Here is a 17826-nt window from a genome sequence, read left to right on the forward strand (position 1 = left end):
CACCTGCTAATGATCACGTCCTAGACCAGCACGAGCGAGTCAATCTCCACCCACGCCAGAGACCCGACCTGCGAGTTCAAGATGAAACGATCTCACTGGGTTACCAGGCAGTCCCCATGGGAGGCGTCGATGAGATGGTCCGGGAGCTCCGCGGGTCTGCCGCTGCTGATGGCGGCCATGGCCGTGGCGGCTGCGGCGTGCACGACGAGCAACAGCAGTGACGGCGACGGGTCGGCGTCCTGCGCCTACCGGATCCTGCATCAGGACCGGACATACGTGGACGTCGCGGACGTAACATTCACGGTCGGCGGAAAGCTGGGCACCGCCACCCAGCCCGCGTGCGACGACACAGGCGGCCAGGAAGAGACCCTACCGGCGGACACGATGACGGCCTACGAGGTGAACGGCGTCCCACCCGAGGTGGCCATCGCGGTCGGCGACACACCTGCGGACGCGCGGATCGTTGCCGTCTACTCGCACAAGGAACTGCCGCCCGAGGTGCGGAAACTGATCGACGGATCCTGACGCCGGTGCGAGCGGCGCCACCGCCCCGCACCAGCCCGGCCTGCTGCTGCGGCGCTCGAACACGGCGAGGATCACGCTGAGGGCCGTCGCCGAGTTCTCGATCTTGCAAGCGGCGCGCGAAGTGTCCAGCGCGTTCAGCACCGGTTCGTACTGCTGCAGCCCGGCCACCCACCGACGATCCGCCGAGGCCGTTGCCAGCGCCTGGTCGGCGCCGGCCGACTCGGCGGCGTACTCGAAGGCCGCCTCGTGGTCGCCGATGTCCAGCAGCCCGGCCACGGTTGTGCATACGGTTGGTGAATTCGTGCTGCTGGGCGCGCAGGGCGTCGGCCGGCCCGCGCACCGAGTCCAGTTCGCGCAGCAGCCCGATCAGCTCGGTGCGGTCGCGGACGGTGACCACCGCGCCCAGTTCACGGCCGTGCAGGGTCACCGGCATCCGGTTGACCACCAGGCAGTGGTCGTCGGTCAGCACGCTGAGGTCAGTGCCGGTCAGGGTGCCGTCCAGGGCGCGGCGCAGCCGCCCGTCGGGCAGCACGTCGTCAAGCCTGCTGCCGAGCGCCGTGCCGAGGCGGAGCAGATTGCGGGCCTCGTCGTTGACGACGGTGATCCGGCCGTGGGGATCGAAGGCGATCACGCCCTCCCGGATGCCCGGTCGAGGGCCTGATCGAAGTATCGAGTCGGTCAGCCGGAGGCCATTTCGTATCGATGGAGCGGTCAACAGGGCGCCAAGCAGTCGCCTCTGCCCGGCATGGTCTGCTTAGGCTCAGCTTGGCGCCGGTCCCTCGAACCGACACAGAAGCAAAAGCGCTGGGCCGTTCACCTGCACGAAGCCTTCTCACTCGCACGCACGGTCACGCCTCTTACGACCGACTCCGGCATGCGAATCTCACTGAAGGCAGCAAGGATGAGCGATTACCGTAGCGGGCCTCCTTCGCACAAGGACCCTGCGGGCGGACAGCCCGGGATGACCCGAGCGGAGATGCGCAGGGCCGCCCGGACGGTGAACCGGCGCTCGTCGCGCAGGACGACGGCGAGACACGGACCGAGCGGGCGATCGGCCGCTTCTTCCCGGCGCGGGACGTCCGGGAAGCGGCGGCTGATCGACTATCCGCGGGCCGGCAGACGCGGTCCGCGGCGCTGGCTGCCGTCCTGGAAGCAGGTGTTGACCGTCCTCATGCTGCTCTTCGGCGGCATGGCCGGCGCGGTTGGCTTCGCCTACGCGACGGTGTCCGTTCCGAGCGTCAATCCGAACACCCAGCTCCAGAACAACGTGTTCTACTGGTCGGACGGTTCGCAGATGGCCAGCGTGGGCCAGGTGAACCGGCAGAACGTCAACCTGTCGCAGGTTCCGTCCGATGTGCGGTGGGACTTCCTCGCGGCGGAGAACGCGTCCTTCTACACCGATCCGGGCATCGACCCCCAGGGCATCCTCCGGGCGCTTTACCACATGGCGGAGGGCGGCCAGGTGCAGTCCGGGTCGACCATCACGCAGCAGTTCGTGAAGAACACCTACCTCAGCCAGGACCAGACCCTGTCGCGCAAGTTCAAGGAGATCATGATCTCTTTGAAGATCGGAGCGAAGCTCAGCAAGCAGCAGATTCTCCAGGGCTATCTGAACAGCAACTACTACGGCCGCGGGGCCTACGGCATCGAGGCCGCCGCCCAGGCGTACTACCACCTCCCGGTGGAGAGGCTGAACGTCAGCCAGGGAGCGTTCCTGGCGGCCACGGTGAACGAGCCGAGCGTGATGATGAACGCCGACGACCCGCAGGCCCGCCCCCAGGCCACCGCCCGCTGGAAGTACGTGCTGAACCGGATGGCCGCCATCGGGAAGTTGAGCCCCTCACAGGAACAGCGGTATCTGCGGGCCGGCTTCCCGGTGCCGAAACCGATGACCCACTCCGGCTCGCTGAGCGGGCAGGTCGGCTACCTCGTCCAGATCGCGCAGCAGTACGTCGAGCAGCACTCGTCCCTCACCGACCAGCAACTGAACCAGGGCGGCTACCAGATCCACACCACGTTCGACAGGCACCAGGTCGCCGAACTGAGCGCCTCGGTGGCCAGGATGCGGGGGCGGCACCTGGACCCGCGGCACCGGCCGGCGGACCGGAACGTGCAGGTCGGTGCCGCCTCCGTCGACCCGGCCACCGGAGCGATCGTGGCCCTGTACGGCGGCGACGGCTGGAACAAGGGCCACTACACGGACAACGCCAACAGTTCCGGCGTGCCGGTCGGTTCCACCTTCAAGCCCTTCGATCTCGCCGCCGCCCTGGACCACGGCGCGGTCCTCTCCCCCGGGCAGCCGCCGTCGCCGATCACGCCGGAGAGCAGGTTCGACGGCGACAACGGCATCAAGATCAAGAACCAGCAGGGCCAGTACCTCCCGGACGGCAGCGACCCCACCGGGCTGCTCCATCAGCAGAACGACGTCTCCACCAAGTGGGGTTACATCACCCTGCGCAAGGCAATGGAGCAGTCGGTCAACACCCCGTACGTCCAGCTGGGCGAGTACGTCGGGTACGACACCGTGGAGAACGAGGCGCTGGCGGCCGGCCTGCTGCGCAGCAGCCTCCAGTACAACACCGCCGGCTTCTACATCGGCACCTCCACCCCGTCGGCCATCCGCATGGCCGACGCCTATGGCACCTTCGCCGCGGAAGGGGTCCACCACGAGCCCTACTCGGTCACCATGGTCCTCGACGGCGGGCGGCAACTCCCCGGTTTCACCCCGCCCGTCGGCGCCCGGGCCATGCCCGCCTCGACCGCCGACACCGTCACCAACGTGCTGAGGGACGTGGTGAAGCACGGCACCGGCACCAACGCCTTGGGCCTCGGACGACCCGCCGCAGGCAAGACCGGCACCACGGACGACTACAAGTCCGCCTGGTTCATCGGCTACACCCCGCAGTTGTCCACGGCGGTCACCATGTTCAAGGAGGGCTCCGGCAACTCGGGCCTGCGGTCCATGTCCGGAGTCGGCGGCTACAGCAAGGTCTTCGGCGCGGACATGCCCACCCAGGTGTGGCTCGGCTACATGTCCGCCGCCCTCCAGGGCCAGCCCGTGAAGTCCTTCCCTCCGGCACCGCCACTCGGCCAGGGAGCCAACGAGAACGGCGCTCCGTCCGCCACCCCGTCGGCCTCCCCGACCGAGTCGCCCTCGAGCACCCCCTCACCCACCACACCGGCACCGTCCCCGTCCGTCACGCCGTGCAGCGACATCCCCGGCGGGTGCACCTCTCCCACCGCTCCCACACCCTCCCCCTCGCCGACCAGTCCCGGCCTGACAGGAGGTCTCCTCGGCCCGGGAGGCGGCAAGCAAGGGAACGGTGGCGGGTCATCACCACACCGATGACCTGGGCTCCGGCTCCGGCCCCGCCAGAACGTCTCAGGATGAGGTGCGCAGGCGGCGGAGCCTGATCCTTACCGCTTTAATGCCCATAAGTGAAGAAATCATGACTAAACCGCAATAACCTATGTGCGTTCAGCGACCGTTGTCGGCTTTTGTAGGTGCTTGTCGGCGCTGTGAGAGGGCCCGCCCTGTCCACGTACGCCCGGGCGCCGCGGCGACACCGCATTCGCCGCCGCGCCGACATGCCGCTCATAGGCGGCGTCCGCCCGCCGGTCGCCATCCTGATGGTGCTTCTGCTCTCGGTCGCCGGACTCACCGTCTACGCCCTCGGCTCCATCCCAGGCGAGCAACTGCCGCTTGCGGTGCGGGACAGCGAGCAGCAGATCGCCGCGGACGCTGCCGTGTCGGTCCGGGGCTCCATGAGTGCGGAGGCGAACGGGAGTTTCACCCTCTACGACTGCCGTCCGGCGGCCGGCTGACCGGCGCGGTGTTCACCCCGGGAATACCTGCGCAGGAGCAGTCGTCTGGCCGGGCGTTCCAGACCCTCGTACAAGGCCCAGGACAACCCCAGCGCCACGGCGAACGCGACGACGGTGGTGGTCAGCGCCGGCAGCACGCCGAAGTGCGGAGAGGTGCCGAGCAGGTTGGTGCCGATCCGCAGCACCAGGAGATGGATCATGTAGAAGGCGAAGGAGAGTTCGCCCAGCCGCACCAGCCTTCGGTGCCGCCACATCGAGGGGAGGCCGCGTAGGTCGGCGACGGCCGCAGCCGGGATGAGCAGGGCGAAGCCGATGAGGGTGCAGGTGGTGGCCGGGTATCCGGCGGGGACGTGGGGGACGAGGAAGTAGCCGACGATCGCCACAGCGAGTGAGGCCTGCGGGCTGGGCCCGCGCCACTGGCCGAGACCGACGATGCGGGCGACAGCGGCACCGAGGACGAACTCGGGGAGGCGGGCCGCAGGGAAGGAGTAGAGCGGCTGGCCCAGCCAGTGGTGCGCGTCCGACCAGGCCAGCACCAGCACCGCCAGCACCGACAAACCGGCCAGGACGGCCGATCCCCGGGCTCCCAGGCGGCGCAGCCAGAGAGCCAGCAGCGGAAAGGCGGCATAGAAAAATGCCTCGCAGGCAAGCGACCAGCTGACGGGATCCAGCGTCTGCCACCAGGGGCGCCACCAGGAATGCAGCAGCAACACATTGGCCAGGGTCTGATACAGGGTGGGCTTCACCTGATGGGCCAGGGTGAGGCCCATGAACAGCGCGATCGCGGCGGTGACGAGGTGGACCGGATAGATCCGGGCGATACGCCGCCACCAGAACGCCGGTGCTCGGTCGCCCGGCCGTGCGGACCACATCAGGACGAAGCCGGAGAGGATGAAGAAGAACGACACCCCGGTGGCCCCGGCCCCGAACCCCCACGTCGCGATACGCCCGCCGGTACCCCCGAAGTATCCGAAGTTGCGCACATGCAGCCCGAAGACCAGCACCGCCGCCATCCATCGCAGTCCCGTGAGCGACGGCAGTGAAGGCGCCGGAGTTGTGGAAGCGGCCTCGACTGCGGTCGCTGTGGCGGGCAGCTTCCGGGTTGCCCCGGCCGCCGCCATCACGTCACCTGCCGAGTGTTGTGCATGTGCGGCATGCGCGTGAGCCTTGCCCGATCGTCGCCTTTCATTCCGGGCTCGTGGGGAGCATCACATCGGTGTGGGCCGTCCGCTCGACCTGTTCGGCAAGGGCCATTCTTTGATCATTGTTGACAGGACGAATGTGTTGGCCCGGCAGCCGCGAGGGCTAGCCTCGCCACGTCCGCACCCCCTGTACCCACCCCCCACCTGAGGTGGCGGACGCCCAAGTCCCCTTTCGCACTCAAGGAAGGACTCTGATGGCACGCACCATCAGACGGTGGCTACTCGCGGGGGTGGGAACCCTCAGCCTCGCGGCGGCGGGCGCCGTCCCCGCGACGAGCGCGGCCCACCAGGCCGCCTATCCGCGCGTACGGCCTACCGTGGCCGACTACACACAGGTGACCACCAGCCAGACCCCACCCACCCAGTCGCAGTGCGCCTCAGCAGGACGCCGCTGCTTCACCCCGCAAGCCATCCAGGCCGCCTACAACGTGGGCCCGCTGCACTCAGCCGGGGACGACGGACGCGGTCAGACGATCGCCGTCGTCGACTCCTACGGCAGCGACACCATGGCCCACGACCTGCATGTCTTCGACCGTGCATTCGGCATCGCGCCCATGTGCGGGGAAGAGGGCGTCAGCTGTGCGTCCGGCATGCCGACCTTCAGCGAGCTTCATCTTCAGGGCTCGCCCGCCACCAAAGCGCCACCGTCCACGAGCAGCGGCCCCGGGCAGGAGGACAAGAGCGCGTGGGCACTGGAGGTGGCTCTTGACGTCGAGACCGCCCATGCCATGGCGCCCGGCGCCAACATCCTGCTGGTGACCACCCCCACCGCCGAGACCCTCGGGGTACAGGGCTTCCCTCAGATGATGGCCGCCGAGCAGTACGTCGTCGCGCATCACCTCGCCACCGTCATCTCCCAGTCGTTCGCCTCCGCGGAGGGCGCCTTCGGCAGCGCTCAGTCGCTGGAGAAACTGCGCTACGCCTTCAAGTCGGCGGCACAGAACGGCGTCACCGTTCTCGGCTCGTCGGGTGACGACGGAAGCGCCGGCTCGGCCAAGACACCTGTGGGCCAGGGCGGGTCGACGCTCTCCGGTCCCGCTGTCGAGTGGCCGGCATCCGACCCGCTGGTCACCGGAGTGGGCGGCACGAACCTGTGCACCGACCCGGGCGCCACCAGCGGCAGGGTCGTCGACAGCGCCTCCCCGCCGGGGGCTTGCCAGAACGCCCCCGGCCAGTCGGAGACCGGCTGGACCGGTTCCGGCGGCGGCTACAGCAGCGTCTTCGCCAAGCCGGACTACCAGTCGGGCACGCTGCCGGCCGGCAGCACGGCCATCGGCGCCATGCGCGGCGTTCCGGACATCTCCCTGCAGGCGAGTCCGTCGACGGGAGCTCTGGTGTACCTGTCCCTCCCGCCCGACGGCCAGAGCGGGCTGAAGTGCGGCAGCACACCGTGCAGCACGGGCTGGTACGACATCGGCGGCACGTCACTGGCGTGTCCTCAATGGGCGGGCCTGGTCTCCATCGCCGCCCAGATCAACCACGGTGGACTCGGACGGATCAACCCGGCTCTGTACAAGCTCGCGTCCGACCCGGCCACCTACGCGGCCGACTTCAACGACGTCACCGTGGGCAACAACACCGCCGAGACGTCGGTCCCGGGCTATGCGGCCGGCACAGGATGGGACCCCGTCACCGGACTGGGGACGCCGAACGCGGCGAAGCTCCTGCCCGACCTCGTCAGCGCCGTGCACGGCGGCTGACCTTCCGGGCCCCAGCCGGGCATCGCGCCGCCGGCCGGCGGCGCGATGCCCGTTGCCTCCTGGATCGGCTGGACGCCCCTGGACGGTCGTTACGACCTGTGGGTGGTGCGGGCATGTCACTGGAACTGTGCGAAGAACCTCCAGATCTCCGCTTTGGTCCAGGTGGCGACGCCGCTTTCGCCGGGGGAGCCGTCGACCGGACCGGGTATGTGGCCTCCGTCAAAAGCGGCCCATTGGACCGGGTATCCGGCACGGCATCCCGAGTAGGTGGTGGTGATGTGCGTTCGGCTGCCCGGCGCGGGCTCGCGCGGCCTCTGCGGGGTGCAGCCGTTGTTGCTGACGAACTTGTCGCGCAGGGACCGTCCTTGCCCGATGTTGAGGACGGAGTCGCTGATGCCGTGGATTCCGAAGTAGGCGATGGGCTGATTGCCGCCGCTGCACCCGCTGATCTGAGCGCCGGAGATGACCGCGACGGCCCTGAAGGCGTTCGCCCGGCTGCATGCGAGTGCGTAGCTCATACCGCCGCCCCAGCTGAAGCCCGTGGCGAAGCGCTGTGCCGGGTTGACACAGAGGCCGCCCTCGATGCGCCGGATCATGTCGTCGACGAAGGTGACGTCCTCACCGCCCGAATTGGCCCAGCCGTTGCCGAGGCCCTGGGGGGCGACGAGGATCGCGCTGTTGTTCGACTGTTCCTGTTGGCCGTAGTAGGACCAGGCGTTCCCGCTCGTGCCGCCCGAGGCGACGTCGCCGGCGGTTCCGCCCCGCCAGTGGAACGCGAAGATCAGCCGGTAGCGGTGGCTGTTGTCGTAGTTGGCGGGAACCCTGAGGATGAAGCTGCGGCTCTTGCCGCCGCTCTGAATCGTGTGCGTACCGCTCGCCAGAGTCGGGGCACTGCCGCATCCGCCGCCGCCACCCGACGACAGCTTGACCATCTGCCATTGCTGGTTGGCGCCGCCCCAGTCGGAGTACTGGACGACGTTGCCGCCGTCGGCGGTGGAGGCGCCCTGCACCTCCACCGCCTTGCCGCTGGTGCGGTTGATCAGCCGGACGTGACCCGCGTCGGAGTCGGCCAGGCGGAACTGCTGGTTGGCCCCGTTGTGGTCGGCCCACTGCTGGATCGCGGCACCGTCTGCGGTCGAGGCGCCGGCAACGTCCAGAACCTTGCCCGAATGCCGGGCCTTGAGGCGGTAGAAGCCGCCGCCGGAGTCCACGAACTGCCACTGCTGGTTGGCTGCGTCGTTGCGCGTCCACTGGCTGACCCGCGCGCCGTCGGCGGTGGACGTGCCGGAGACGTCCAGCGCCTTGCCGCTGTTGCGATTGACCAGGACGTACCAGGCATTGGTGTCCACCGTCGCCGCCTCGGCGGGCGTCGGATTCACCGCGGTGAGCATGCCGATCGCGAGGGTCGCCGCCACCACGGCGGCGACCCGGGACCACCAGCGATGTCTGCGTGGAGGGGCGGGGGAAGCCGCACCGTAGGTCTTCATCGATTCACCCCTTCGTTTGGGCAGGTCCCATCAGGCGCGGGTCCAGCGTTGGTTGCTGCCGTTCGAGCAGGAGTAGAGCTGGATCAGGGTGCCATTGGCGGTGCTGCCTGAGACGGCGTCGAGGCAGAGGCCGGACTGGACGCCGACGATGGATCCGTCGGAGTTGAGGCGCCATTTCTGGTTGTCGCCGCCCCAGCAGCCGTAGATCTGGACTTTGGTGCCGTTGCCGGTGCCGGCGGCGTCCAGGCACTTGTTGCCGTAGACCTTGAGCTCGCCGGCGGCGGTGTACGTCCACTGCTGGTTGGTGCCGTTGTGGCAGTCCCACAGGTTGAGCTGGGTGCCGTCGGTGGTACTGGTGCCGGGCACGTCCAGGCAGCGGCCCGAACCGACGCCCTTGATCGGTCCGCCATCCGAAGGGGGCGTAGTAGAGCCGCCGTTGAGTGCGTTGAGGACGGCGGTGTAGGCGGGCTTCTTGCTGCCGTTGCCGTTGAACAGCAGCGGCGTCTGCTCCGCTCGCCAGGAGTCGGTGTCGCGCACACCCCAGACGGTGATGCCGAGGCAGCGCGGGACAGCCAGGCAGTCGTTGGTCACGTTGGCGTAGGTCGTGGCCGGGGCGCCCTGGATGTCGAGTTCGGTGATGGCCACGTCGACGCCGAGGGCGGCGAAGTTCCGCAGGGTGGTGCGGAAGTTGCTGTTGTAGGGGCTGCCGCTGTTGAAGTGCGACTGGAAGCCGACGCAGTCGATCGGCACGCCGCGCTGCTTGAAGTCCCGGACCATGGCGTACATGGCCTGGGTCTTGGCCCAGGTCCAGTTCTCGACGTTGTAGTCGTTGTAGCAGAGCTTGGCGGCAGGGTCGGCGGCGCGCGCGGTGCGGAAGGCGACCTCGATCCAGTCGTTGCCGGTGCGTTGCAGGTTGGAGTCGCGCCGGGCTCCCGAACTGCCGTCGGCGAAGGCCTCGTTCACGACGTCCCACTGGGCGATCTTGCCCTTGTAGTGGGCCATCACACCGTTGATGTGGCCGATCATCGACTGGCGCAGCGAGCTGCCGCTGAGGCTCTGCATCCAGCCGGGCTGCTGGGAGTGCCAGGCCAGGGTGTGGCCGCGCACCTGCTTGCCGTTCTGCACCGCCCAGTTGTAGACGCGGTCAGCGGCGGTGAAGTTGAACTGGCCCCGCTGCGGTTCGGTGGCATCGATCTTCATCTCGTTCTCGGCGGTCACCGAGTTGAACTCACGGCCCGCGATCGTCGTGTACGCCGAGTCGCCCAGCCTGCCCGAGGCGATGGCGGTGCCGAAGTAACGGCCGCTCTGCGCCGCCGCGGCGCCGAGCGTGTTCTCGGCGGCGTGTGCGGTCGGCGGCGCGACCAGTGCGGTGACCGCACCGAGGACGCCGACGACCAGCGCCAGCAGCAGGCCGCGGATCTTCCGGCGGACAACGGGTCTGGGAAGGGCATACGAGCCCATGACTGTGCCTCCAAGGTAGAAATCAAGGAAGGACTGAAGCGCAGGAATGCGTCGTCCGCTGGTGCGAACCTCACCGGTGCACAGATTGCCCAGGGCCGACGGTGGTTCGATATTTCGAACTAAGGCCGGGTTCTCAGACAGGGATGATTGAGGGATTGACGATGCATCGTCAATACTCCTCGCAAAAAAACTTTCGATTCCTCGCCCGAAACATTCGCGTGCGAGGCGAAGCGCTGTTTGTGGACAGATCCGTGACAGGCCTTGACCAAAGGGCCCCTCATTCCTAGCTTGTGGCGTCAAAGCTTCCGGGAATTCTTCGAAATGTTTCGAGATGGTTCCTCGGGGTCCCCTCACCCCGCCCCCAAAGGAGTGCCCCTGATGCGTCTGAGACGCTTACTCGCCGTCCTCGCGCCCTTGCTGCTCGTGGCCACCTTCCTCGGGGCCCAGCCCGCCGGCGCCGCGACCGTAGACCCCAACGCCTCGTACGTGCTGGTCAACCGCAACAGCGGCAAGGCCCTGGACGTCCACAACATGGCGACCGGCGACGGCGCCCGCATCACCCAGTGGGCCAGGAACGATCAGAACCAGCAGCAGTGGCAGTTCGTCGATTCCGGGGGCGGCTACTACCGCATCAAGTCCCGCCATTCGGGCAAGGTGCTGGACGTCCACAACTGGTCCACCGCGAACGGCGGCTCGATCGTCCAGTGGGCCGACCTGAACGCCACCAACCAGCAGTGGCGGCTGGCCGACAGCTCGGACGGCTACGTGCGGCTCATCTCGCGCCACAGCAACAAGGCTCTGGAAGTACAAGGCGCCTCCACCGCCGACAACGCGAACATCGTCCAGTACGACGACTGGGGCGGCGCCAACCAGCAGTGGCAGCTCGTCAAGGTCGACGGCGGCAACCCCCCCGGCTCGTGCAATCTCCCGTCGACCTACCGCTGGACATCGACGGGCGCGCTGGCGCAGCCCAAGGCCGGGTGGGCCTCGCTCAAGGACTTCACCGTCGCCCCCTACAACGGCAAGCATCTCGTCTATGCGACGACGCACGGCGCCGCGGGAACGGGAGCGGGCTGGGGTTCGATGAACTTCGGCCTGTTCACCAACTGGCCGGAGATGGCCTCGGCCGGCCAGAACACGATGTCGGCTTCCACCGTCGCGCCCACGCTCTTCTACTTCGCGCCGAAGAACATCTGGGTGCTCGCCTACCAGTGGGGCGGCGGGAGCGCCTTCTCCTACCGGACGTCGAGCGACCCCACCAACCCCAATGGCTGGTCAGCACAGAAGGTGCTCTTCTCCGGAAGCATCACCGGCTCCGGCACCGGCCCCATCGACCAGACGCTCATCGCTGACGGCCAGAACATGTACCTGTTCTTCGCCGGTGACAACGGCAAGATCTACCGGGCCAGCATGCCGATCGGGAACTTCCCGAGCAGTTTCGGCTCGAACTACACAACGATCATGAGCGATACGGCGGACAACCTGTTCGAAGCCCCGCAGGTCTACAAGCTCCAGGGCCAGAACCGCTACCTCATGATCGTCGAGGCGAGGGGCTCGCAGGGCCGCTACTTCCGCTCGTTCACGGCCACCAGTCTGAACGGCTCATGGACCCCCCAGGCCGCGACCGAGAGCAATCCCTTCGCCGGCAAGGCCAACAGTGGCGCCACCTGGACCAACGACATCAGCCATGGCGAACTGATCCGCACCAGCGCCGATCAGACCTTCACCGTCGATCCCTGCAACCTGCAGTTCCTCTACCAGGGACGCAACCCCAACTCCGGCGGCGACTACGGCCAATGGCCCTACCGTCCGGGTCTGCTGACACTGCGGCGCTGACGGCGTGACACGAGTCCGGTTTCCGGTAGGAAGCCGGCGTGGCGGGCTCGGCGGAAGGCCGAGCCCGCCCGGGTCACGCGACCACGTCAGCGGTCTCAGCCGCCACGCCGTACCCGGGCCGCTCTGCGGGCCTCCGCGAGCTTGCGGGCCTCGCTGCTCTTGCGGGACGACCTGCCGCCGGAACCGCCCTCGGCGTCCTTGGTGCTGCCCAGGCCGCGGAACGGGGCGTTGTGGTTCTTGGGGCGCGGTACGGCCGGCCCGCCGTCGAGCAGCTTTCCGGAGGGGGCCTTGGCACCGGTGATCCGGCTCAGCTCAGCCTCGCCGGACCGCACCTTGGTGACCTTGGGGGCTACATCGGCGTCCGCCATGACCTGGCTCGTCTCGCGGCGCTGTGCCGACAGGACGAGCGTCACGACGGTGCCGGAGCGGCCGGCCCGGGCCGTGCGGCCCGCGCGGTGCAGATAGTCCTTCGGGTCGGTGGCGGGGTCGACGTTGACCACGAGGTCGAGGTCGTCGACGTGCAGGCCGCGTGCGGCGACGTTCGTCGCCACCAGCGCGGTGACCTGCCCGTTCTTGAACTGGGCCAGGGTCCGGGTGCGCTGCGGCTGAGATTTCCCGCTGTGCAGGGCGGCGGCGGCCACGCCGCTGGCCCGCAGGTGCCGCGTGAGCTGGTCGACGCCGTGCTTGGTGTCCAGGAACAGCAGGACGCGGCCGTCCCGAGCGGCGATCTCCGTGGTCACGGCGTACCGGTCCGGGCCGTGCACGACGAAGACGTGGTGCTCGATCGCGAAGACCGCGCTGGACGAGGGGTCCACGGAGTGGACGGCGGGGTCGCGCAGGTAGCGCTCCACCAGTTCGTCGACGTCACGGTCGAGGGTGGCGGAGAACAGCATCCGCTGCCCGTCGGGACGCACTTGGTCCAGGATCTCGGTGACCTGCGGCAGGAACCCCATGTCACACATCTGGTCGGCCTCGTCCAGGACCACGATGCGGACCCGTCCCAGCCGGCAGCCCTTGCGCTCGATGAGGTCGTGCAGCCGACCGGGCGTGGCGACGACGATCTCCGCGCCGTCCCGCAGCACGGCGGCCTGCCGTCCGATGGACACTCCGCCCACCACGGTCGCGAGCCGCAGCCGCAGCGCCTCGGCATACGGGGTGAGCGCCTCACCGACCTGCTGCGCCAGCTCCCTGGTGGGCACCAGAACGAGCGCCAGCGGCTCTTTGGGCTGCGCGCGCCGCCCGGCCGTCCGGGCGAGCATCCCCAGGCCGAAGGCGAGCGTCTTACCGGATCCCGTGCGGCCCCGGCCCAGGACGTCCCGTCCCGCGAGCGCGTTCGGCAGCGCCGCCGCCTGGATGGGGAAGGGTACGGTCACACCGTGCTCATCGAGCGCCCGCAGAACCTCGGCCGGCAGCCCCAGCTGCGCGAAGGACGCCGCCCTGGGCACCACCGAAGTGGCGCCCGACGCCTCGGACACCTCGTCCTGCTGCCGGGCATCGGCACGTACTGATTCGCTCACAGAGAGCCTTCCTCCGAAGGGACCGTACCGAGGAAGGCGCGGCGGGGACGCGGCCACCAGCCAGAGACACCGAACGGAGACCGGCACAGCGACGCTGCAAACGCGCAACGTTAGCACGGTCCACGCCGCCCGGGCCTGACCTGGTTGCGCCGCTCACAACCAGGTCAGGCCCGAATGGAGGCCTACGGCAGGTCCCTGGTCGTGCTGGCGACCAGGCGGCCGGCCTCGAAGCCCTCCAGGTGGGCGGTGTGGGCGGAGGCGGCGCCGTGGACCAGCAGGTCGGCCTGGCTGCCGGTGAAGTCGACCGAGGCGCGGGGACGCTGGTCGAGGTAGACGTCGACGCGGTCGATGTTCTCCGCCGTGAGCTTCAGACGGAGCCCACCGTCGGCGGCGGCGGCCTCTGTGATCGTCACGGCGTGCGGAGCCAGACCCTGCAGGAGCCGGCCCGCGTGGTCCAGGAGATCGGTGTTGCCCTCCAGCAGGTCGCGGCGCGTCATACGATGCAGCTCGTCGGGGACGACTCCCAGGTCCTCCACCGGCGTGCCCGAGTTCGGGCCGACCCGCAGCGTGCGGCGTATCGACACCCGCATCCCGGCGCCCTTCGGCAGGCGCGTGTAGGGCGTGCCCGGGTCGTCCGCCAGGAACTCGGACAGCAGGTCGTGCGTCCAGACGTTGGCGCCGCCGGCGCCCGTGTTCTCGTCGGTGCCGAGCACGGGGCCGATGCCGTGGTCCTGGAAGCCGGCCGCGAAGATGTCCGTGGCCGAGTAGCACCGGGCGTTGGTGATGAGCACGACGGGCCCGAAGTACTGCTGACCGATGGCGTTGGCGCCGTTCTCGGGGCTGATCGGGAAGGCCCCGGAGTACACCGAGCCGGTCTCGACGGCCTGTTCCATGGACGGCACCCACGGGCCCAGATCCAGACCCGGACCACCCTGGAAGCGCCGGCAGATCCGCAGATTGAGCGGGGTGTTGACGAACTGCACCGGTTCGGGGGTGATCCGGCGCGGCGTCAGCGCCTGCAAGGTGAACTCGGCGGCGTGGATGTGCCCTCCGCCGTTGTCCCGGACGTCCACGATCAGACCGCCCTGCGGAAGTTGCCGGATGAGCCGGACGAACTCGGCGACGAACGTGCCGGGGCTGTCGACGTTGAACGTGAAGATGCGGATGTGGCCGAACGTTCCGGACGGCGTGGTGACGGCCCGGGCCCGGAACACCTTGGGCATGGTGGTGACGATCTCGCCCGCCTCCAGGTCCGGCAGGGGTTCGTCCGCCTCGGCTGCCCGCTCCTGGGCGACCACCCGGGGCGCGAACAGCAGCACCTTGGCCCGCTGGGTCTCGTCCCCGTCGAGGTCCAGGCCCTGGGACACGGCCGTGCCCCGGTCCGCGGAGACGAACGAGGGCAGGTTCTCCACGATCTGCCAGCTCTGCCGGAGTTCCCGGGCCGTTCCGGCGAGGTCGAGGTAGCTGACCGTCACCCACTCCTCCAGCGGCGGGAGATGGATGGTGAGCGGCCGGACGGTCAGCGACTGCACACCCCGGCTGCGCCGGGCCGCCGTGTTGCTGCCGGCGAACCGGGCCGCGTTGAGGTCGACGGCGTCCAGGACGGGGATGCCGCTCCAGTGGGTGATCTCGACCCCCGGCTCGAAGCCCGGCGCCGAGAAGCCGCTCGCCACGTGGGTGACCAGGAACCGGGTGCGGTCCTGGTCCGTGCAGGACTCGACGAGGAACGGCAGGAAGGCGATCTTGCCCTTGAAGGGGTCGGGCAGCAGGTAGTTGGTGTGCAGGTCGCGCACCGAGTGGAAGATCTCCGACATCTCCGCGTGGAACTGCCACTCCCTCGGCATGGTCTGCGGTGTCTGCCGCTCCATGCGCCGGCGCAGCAGCCGCAGCCGCTGGACCGGGTTGACGGCGTGCATCGCGGTCTTCAGCGGCAGGTGGACGTAGTTCTGCTCCAGCAGGAGCAGGGCCTGGTCGACGAGGAGCCGGCGGTCCTCCAGGGACAACTGGCCGGCGCCGTGCAGGAAGGCGGGCAGGGGAGCCGCACCGAGCAGGTGGTCGCGTACCGGTTCCGCCGCATTCTGCAGGAACTCGGGTGCGTTGTCATGAACCGGTCGGGTCATGGTGATGCACCAGTCCTTCGGGGTGTGTGATCGGGGGTTTGACGAGGGTGGTCAGTCCCACTGGATGTCGGCCGTGGTCTCCAGCGGCGCGCGGTCCGCCGCCGCCTCGGGCACACGCAGGGTGTCGCCCTTGTGGAGGGCGGCGGGGAAGCGCACCCGAGTGCGGTCCTCGACCTCGCCGAGGGTGACCTGGAAGACCCGGAACTCGTCCAGTTCCAGCGCTTCGAGCTGGTCCAGGTTCTGGGTGAGCAGAAACGCCCTGGCCTTCAGTTCTCCGTTCTCGGTGAAGGCGATGACCTTGTAGAACTCCCGGGCTATCCGCACGCCCCGGTAGACCCGGTCGTCGTCCTGGAAGACCGGCCCGCCGAAGACGCTGATCCTCAGGTCGTCGACGTCGACGTCGTCGAAGACGGCGTCCTCCAACGCACCCCACACCCCGTTCTTGGAGCTCTGGTTGAAGTCGTCCATCTGCGGGGTGATGTTCGTGTAGAAGAAGGAGTCGGTGTTGGCCTTGCGCGCTTCCGGCAGGCTGCCCCAGAGCAGGTCGGCGCGGCGGGCGATGTGTCCCCGGTCGAGCCGGTTGGCCTGGTAAAGCTCGTTGCCGACCTGCGCCGTGCCGGGCAGCCGCTGGTCCTTGACGAAGGGGATGCCGCTGCGGCTGAGCTTCTTCAGCGAGCCGCCGTCGACGTTCCAGGCCACCCAGAACGGGAAGCGCCGCTTCTTGCTCAGGGTGAGGGAGAAATGCGTGTACGGGATGACCGGCGAGCCGTCCAGGAGTGCGGCGTCGCGCGCGAGGTCGGCGTCCAGCTCCGGGGCCTCGACCCGTTCGCCGAGGAAGTCGGCGTCATAGCCGGCGATGATCTCCAGTTGTTCCGGCGTCGGCTGGCTGAGGGTGATGTCGAGCTTCTCGAACACCGAGGTCGACAGGCAGGCGAGGGCGTGCTCGTCCGGGTCACCGGTGCCTTCGCCGGCGAAGTGCAGGCCGGCCAGCACCGTGCTCACGCGGTCGTCGCCCTCCTTGAACAGCCACACCGCGCCGGAGTCACCGCCGCTGCTGACCTCACCGTCCGCCGACGGATGGTCGGGGTCCGGGCCGATCTCGAAGCACCCGATGGTCTGCAGGCCCGTCACTCCGCCGTAGTCGATCTTCGCTACGGTGTCGACGCGGCGGACGATGCCATGGGTGACCCCGGTGGACCGGCCGCTCTTGACCACCTTGTCGTCGAGCTCGGGCTCCCCCATGGTCCGGGGGGCGACGTCCAGTTCGAGGAACTCCGGTCGGAAGTCGCGGTCCTCGATGGTCGCCACCGCGCAGTCCCCGGCCACGCCCAGGTGGGAGCGCTTGAGCACGCCCATCCTGTTGCGGTCGATGCGATTGTCGTCCCGTGTGCCGGGCTGCACGACCTCGATCCCCAGCTCGCCGAACGGCCCGTGCAGCACATGCCAGTTGCTGAGCACGTACGGTGTGCCGTCGGCCCGGTCGAAGACGACGCAGCCGATGGTGCCGGCCGACACCGTCACGGCGCCGACGCTGGCCCCGGGCCGGACGGGATCCAGCCGGCTCTTGCGCGTCGGGCTCTCGACCTCGGCCACCATGTGGAAACTCGGCTTGTAGGTGCGCTCGATGACATCGGTGGGCACCTCGAAGCCGTCGACGGTGATGGTGGCCGGGATCAGCGAGGAGCCCAGGGACTCCAGCGCCTCCGGCTCGGCCTTGGTCGCCACGGTGAACTGCAGGGCCACGTCGCCGCCCGGCTGATCGCCGGTGACCTTGCGGCCGACGCCCACCGACGTGATGTTCGGGTCCTCCAGCAGGTGCGGGCCCCGGACGCGGATGTACTGCCGCAGCGACGAGATGAGTTCATCGTCGGAGGGGGAGCTCTTCTTCGCCGAGGCCGTCTTCGCGGCGGGCTTCGACGCGGACTTCGACGCGGCCTGCGGTCGCGGGGTCTTCGAGGTGGTCTTCTTCGTGTTCGTGGTTCTGGTGGCCATGCTGGCACGCATCCCTTCGTGGGCGAGACGGCACCGGAGATGCGCCGGGGGCTGGCCGGCACGGCGTGCTGGGGCCGCGCGCAGTCGCGGTCCGGGGCGGCGACGCCCGACAGCGATTCCGCTGGGATATGTCACCGGACCCGCATCGCTTCCCGGTGTTG

At 68.8% G+C, this 17826-nt stretch carries 11 protein-coding genes and 1 pseudogene; 5 read left to right on the forward strand and 7 right to left on the reverse strand.

Annotated features, from left to right (window positions below; all coding sequences use genetic code 11):
* The first annotated feature begins 129 nt into the window (after positions 1-129).
* Positions 130-525 carry a DUF6281 family protein gene (locus ACZ6TU_RS26095; protein WP_467675934.1) on the forward strand — a complete coding sequence of 132 codons (396 nt, stop codon included), beginning with the start codon at positions 130-132 and terminating at the stop codon, positions 523-525.
* Between the two features lie 430 nt (positions 526-955).
* On the opposite strand, the pseudogene ACZ6TU_RS26100 reads toward ACZ6TU_RS26095, so the two are convergent.
* A pseudogene (locus ACZ6TU_RS26100) lies at positions 956-1156 on the reverse strand (sensor histidine kinase); the annotation flags it as partial.
* Positions 1157-1681: 525 nt separating this feature from the next.
* On the opposite strand from ACZ6TU_RS26100, the gene ACZ6TU_RS26105 reads away from it, so the two are divergent.
* The gene (locus tag ACZ6TU_RS26105; RefSeq protein WP_467675936.1) at positions 1682-3874 is read left to right on the forward strand and encodes a transglycosylase domain-containing protein; all 2193 of its coding nucleotides are present in this window, start codon (positions 1682-1684) and stop codon (positions 3872-3874) included.
* Positions 3875-4044: 170 nt separating this feature from the next.
* On the forward strand, positions 4045-4350 hold the full coding sequence (locus ACZ6TU_RS26110) for a hypothetical protein (protein WP_467675938.1): 306 nt from the start codon (positions 4045-4047) through the stop codon (positions 4348-4350).
* On the opposite strand, the gene ACZ6TU_RS26115 is transcribed toward ACZ6TU_RS26110, so the two are convergent.
* Positions 4323-5471, reverse strand: coding sequence for an acyltransferase family protein (locus ACZ6TU_RS26115; protein WP_467675940.1), 1149 nt, complete (start codon positions 5469-5471; stop codon positions 4323-4325). The genes ACZ6TU_RS26110 and ACZ6TU_RS26115 overlap by 28 nt on opposite strands.
* Before the next feature lie 275 nt (positions 5472-5746).
* Here ACZ6TU_RS26115 and ACZ6TU_RS26120 point away from each other — a divergent pair, with 275 nt between their 5' ends.
* Positions 5747-7252 (forward strand): S53 family peptidase, encoded by a 1506-nt coding sequence (locus ACZ6TU_RS26120; protein WP_467675941.1) that lies wholly within the window; start codon positions 5747-5749, stop codon positions 7250-7252.
* A gap of 116 nt (positions 7253-7368) precedes the next feature.
* On the opposite strand, the gene ACZ6TU_RS26125 is transcribed toward ACZ6TU_RS26120, so the two are convergent.
* A complete protein-coding gene (locus tag ACZ6TU_RS26125; RefSeq protein ID WP_467675943.1) occupies positions 7369-8739 on the reverse strand; it encodes an RICIN domain-containing protein in 1371 nt (456 codons plus the stop codon).
* Between the two features lie 30 nt (positions 8740-8769).
* Entirely contained in the window at positions 8770-10200 is a 1431-nt protein-coding gene (locus ACZ6TU_RS26130; RefSeq protein WP_469551416.1) for an endo-1,4-beta-xylanase, read from the reverse strand.
* Between the two features lie 378 nt (positions 10201-10578).
* Between ACZ6TU_RS26130 and ACZ6TU_RS26135 the strand changes: the two genes are divergently transcribed.
* Positions 10579-12036 (forward strand): non-reducing end alpha-L-arabinofuranosidase family hydrolase, encoded by a 1458-nt coding sequence (locus ACZ6TU_RS26135; protein WP_467675947.1) that lies wholly within the window; start codon positions 10579-10581, stop codon positions 12034-12036.
* Between the two features lie 95 nt (positions 12037-12131).
* On the opposite strand, the gene ACZ6TU_RS26140 is transcribed toward ACZ6TU_RS26135, so the two are convergent.
* The 3 genes from ACZ6TU_RS26140 to ACZ6TU_RS26150 form a co-directional block, all read right to left on the reverse strand.
* On the reverse strand, positions 12132-13553 hold the full coding sequence (locus ACZ6TU_RS26140) for a DEAD/DEAH box helicase (RefSeq protein ID WP_467675948.1): 1422 nt from the start codon (positions 13551-13553) through the stop codon (positions 12132-12134).
* A gap of 182 nt (positions 13554-13735) precedes the next feature.
* A complete protein-coding gene (locus ACZ6TU_RS26145; RefSeq protein ID WP_467675950.1) occupies positions 13736-15673 on the reverse strand; it encodes a S41 family peptidase in 1938 nt (645 codons plus the stop codon).
* Between the two features lie 51 nt (positions 15674-15724).
* Positions 15725-17665 (reverse strand): DNA/RNA non-specific endonuclease, encoded by a 1941-nt coding sequence (locus ACZ6TU_RS26150; RefSeq protein ID WP_467675952.1) that lies wholly within the window; start codon positions 17663-17665, stop codon positions 15725-15727.
* Positions 17666-17826 lie beyond the last annotated feature (161 nt).

It is taken from the genome of Streptomyces sp. NPDC052064 (genome assembly GCF_055585925.1).

Coding starts and splice junctions, on each gene's coding strand:
- ACZ6TU_RS26095 (WP_467675934.1), top strand. CDS start 130: ATGAGATGGTCCGGGAGCTCCGCGGGTCTGCCGCTGCTGATGGCGGCC.
- ACZ6TU_RS26115 (WP_467675940.1), bottom strand. CDS start 5,471: ATGGCGGCGGCCGGGGCAACCCGGAAGCTGCCCGCCACAGCGACCGCA.
- ACZ6TU_RS26120 (WP_467675941.1), top strand. CDS start 5,747: ATGGCACGCACCATCAGACGGTGGCTACTCGCGGGGGTGGGAACCCTC.
- ACZ6TU_RS26125 (WP_467675943.1), bottom strand. CDS start 8,739: ATGAAGACCTACGGTGCGGCTTCCCCCGCCCCTCCACGCAGACATCGC.
- ACZ6TU_RS26130 (WP_469551416.1), bottom strand. CDS start 10,200: ATGGGCTCGTATGCCCTTCCCAGACCCGTTGTCCGCCGGAAGATCCGC.
- ACZ6TU_RS26135 (WP_467675947.1), top strand. CDS start 10,579: ATGCGTCTGAGACGCTTACTCGCCGTCCTCGCGCCCTTGCTGCTCGTG.
- ACZ6TU_RS26145 (WP_467675950.1), bottom strand. CDS start 15,673: ATGACCCGACCGGTTCATGACAACGCACCCGAGTTCCTGCAGAATGCG.
- ACZ6TU_RS26150 (WP_467675952.1), bottom strand. CDS start 17,665: ATGGCCACCAGAACCACGAACACGAAGAAGACCACCTCGAAGACCCCG.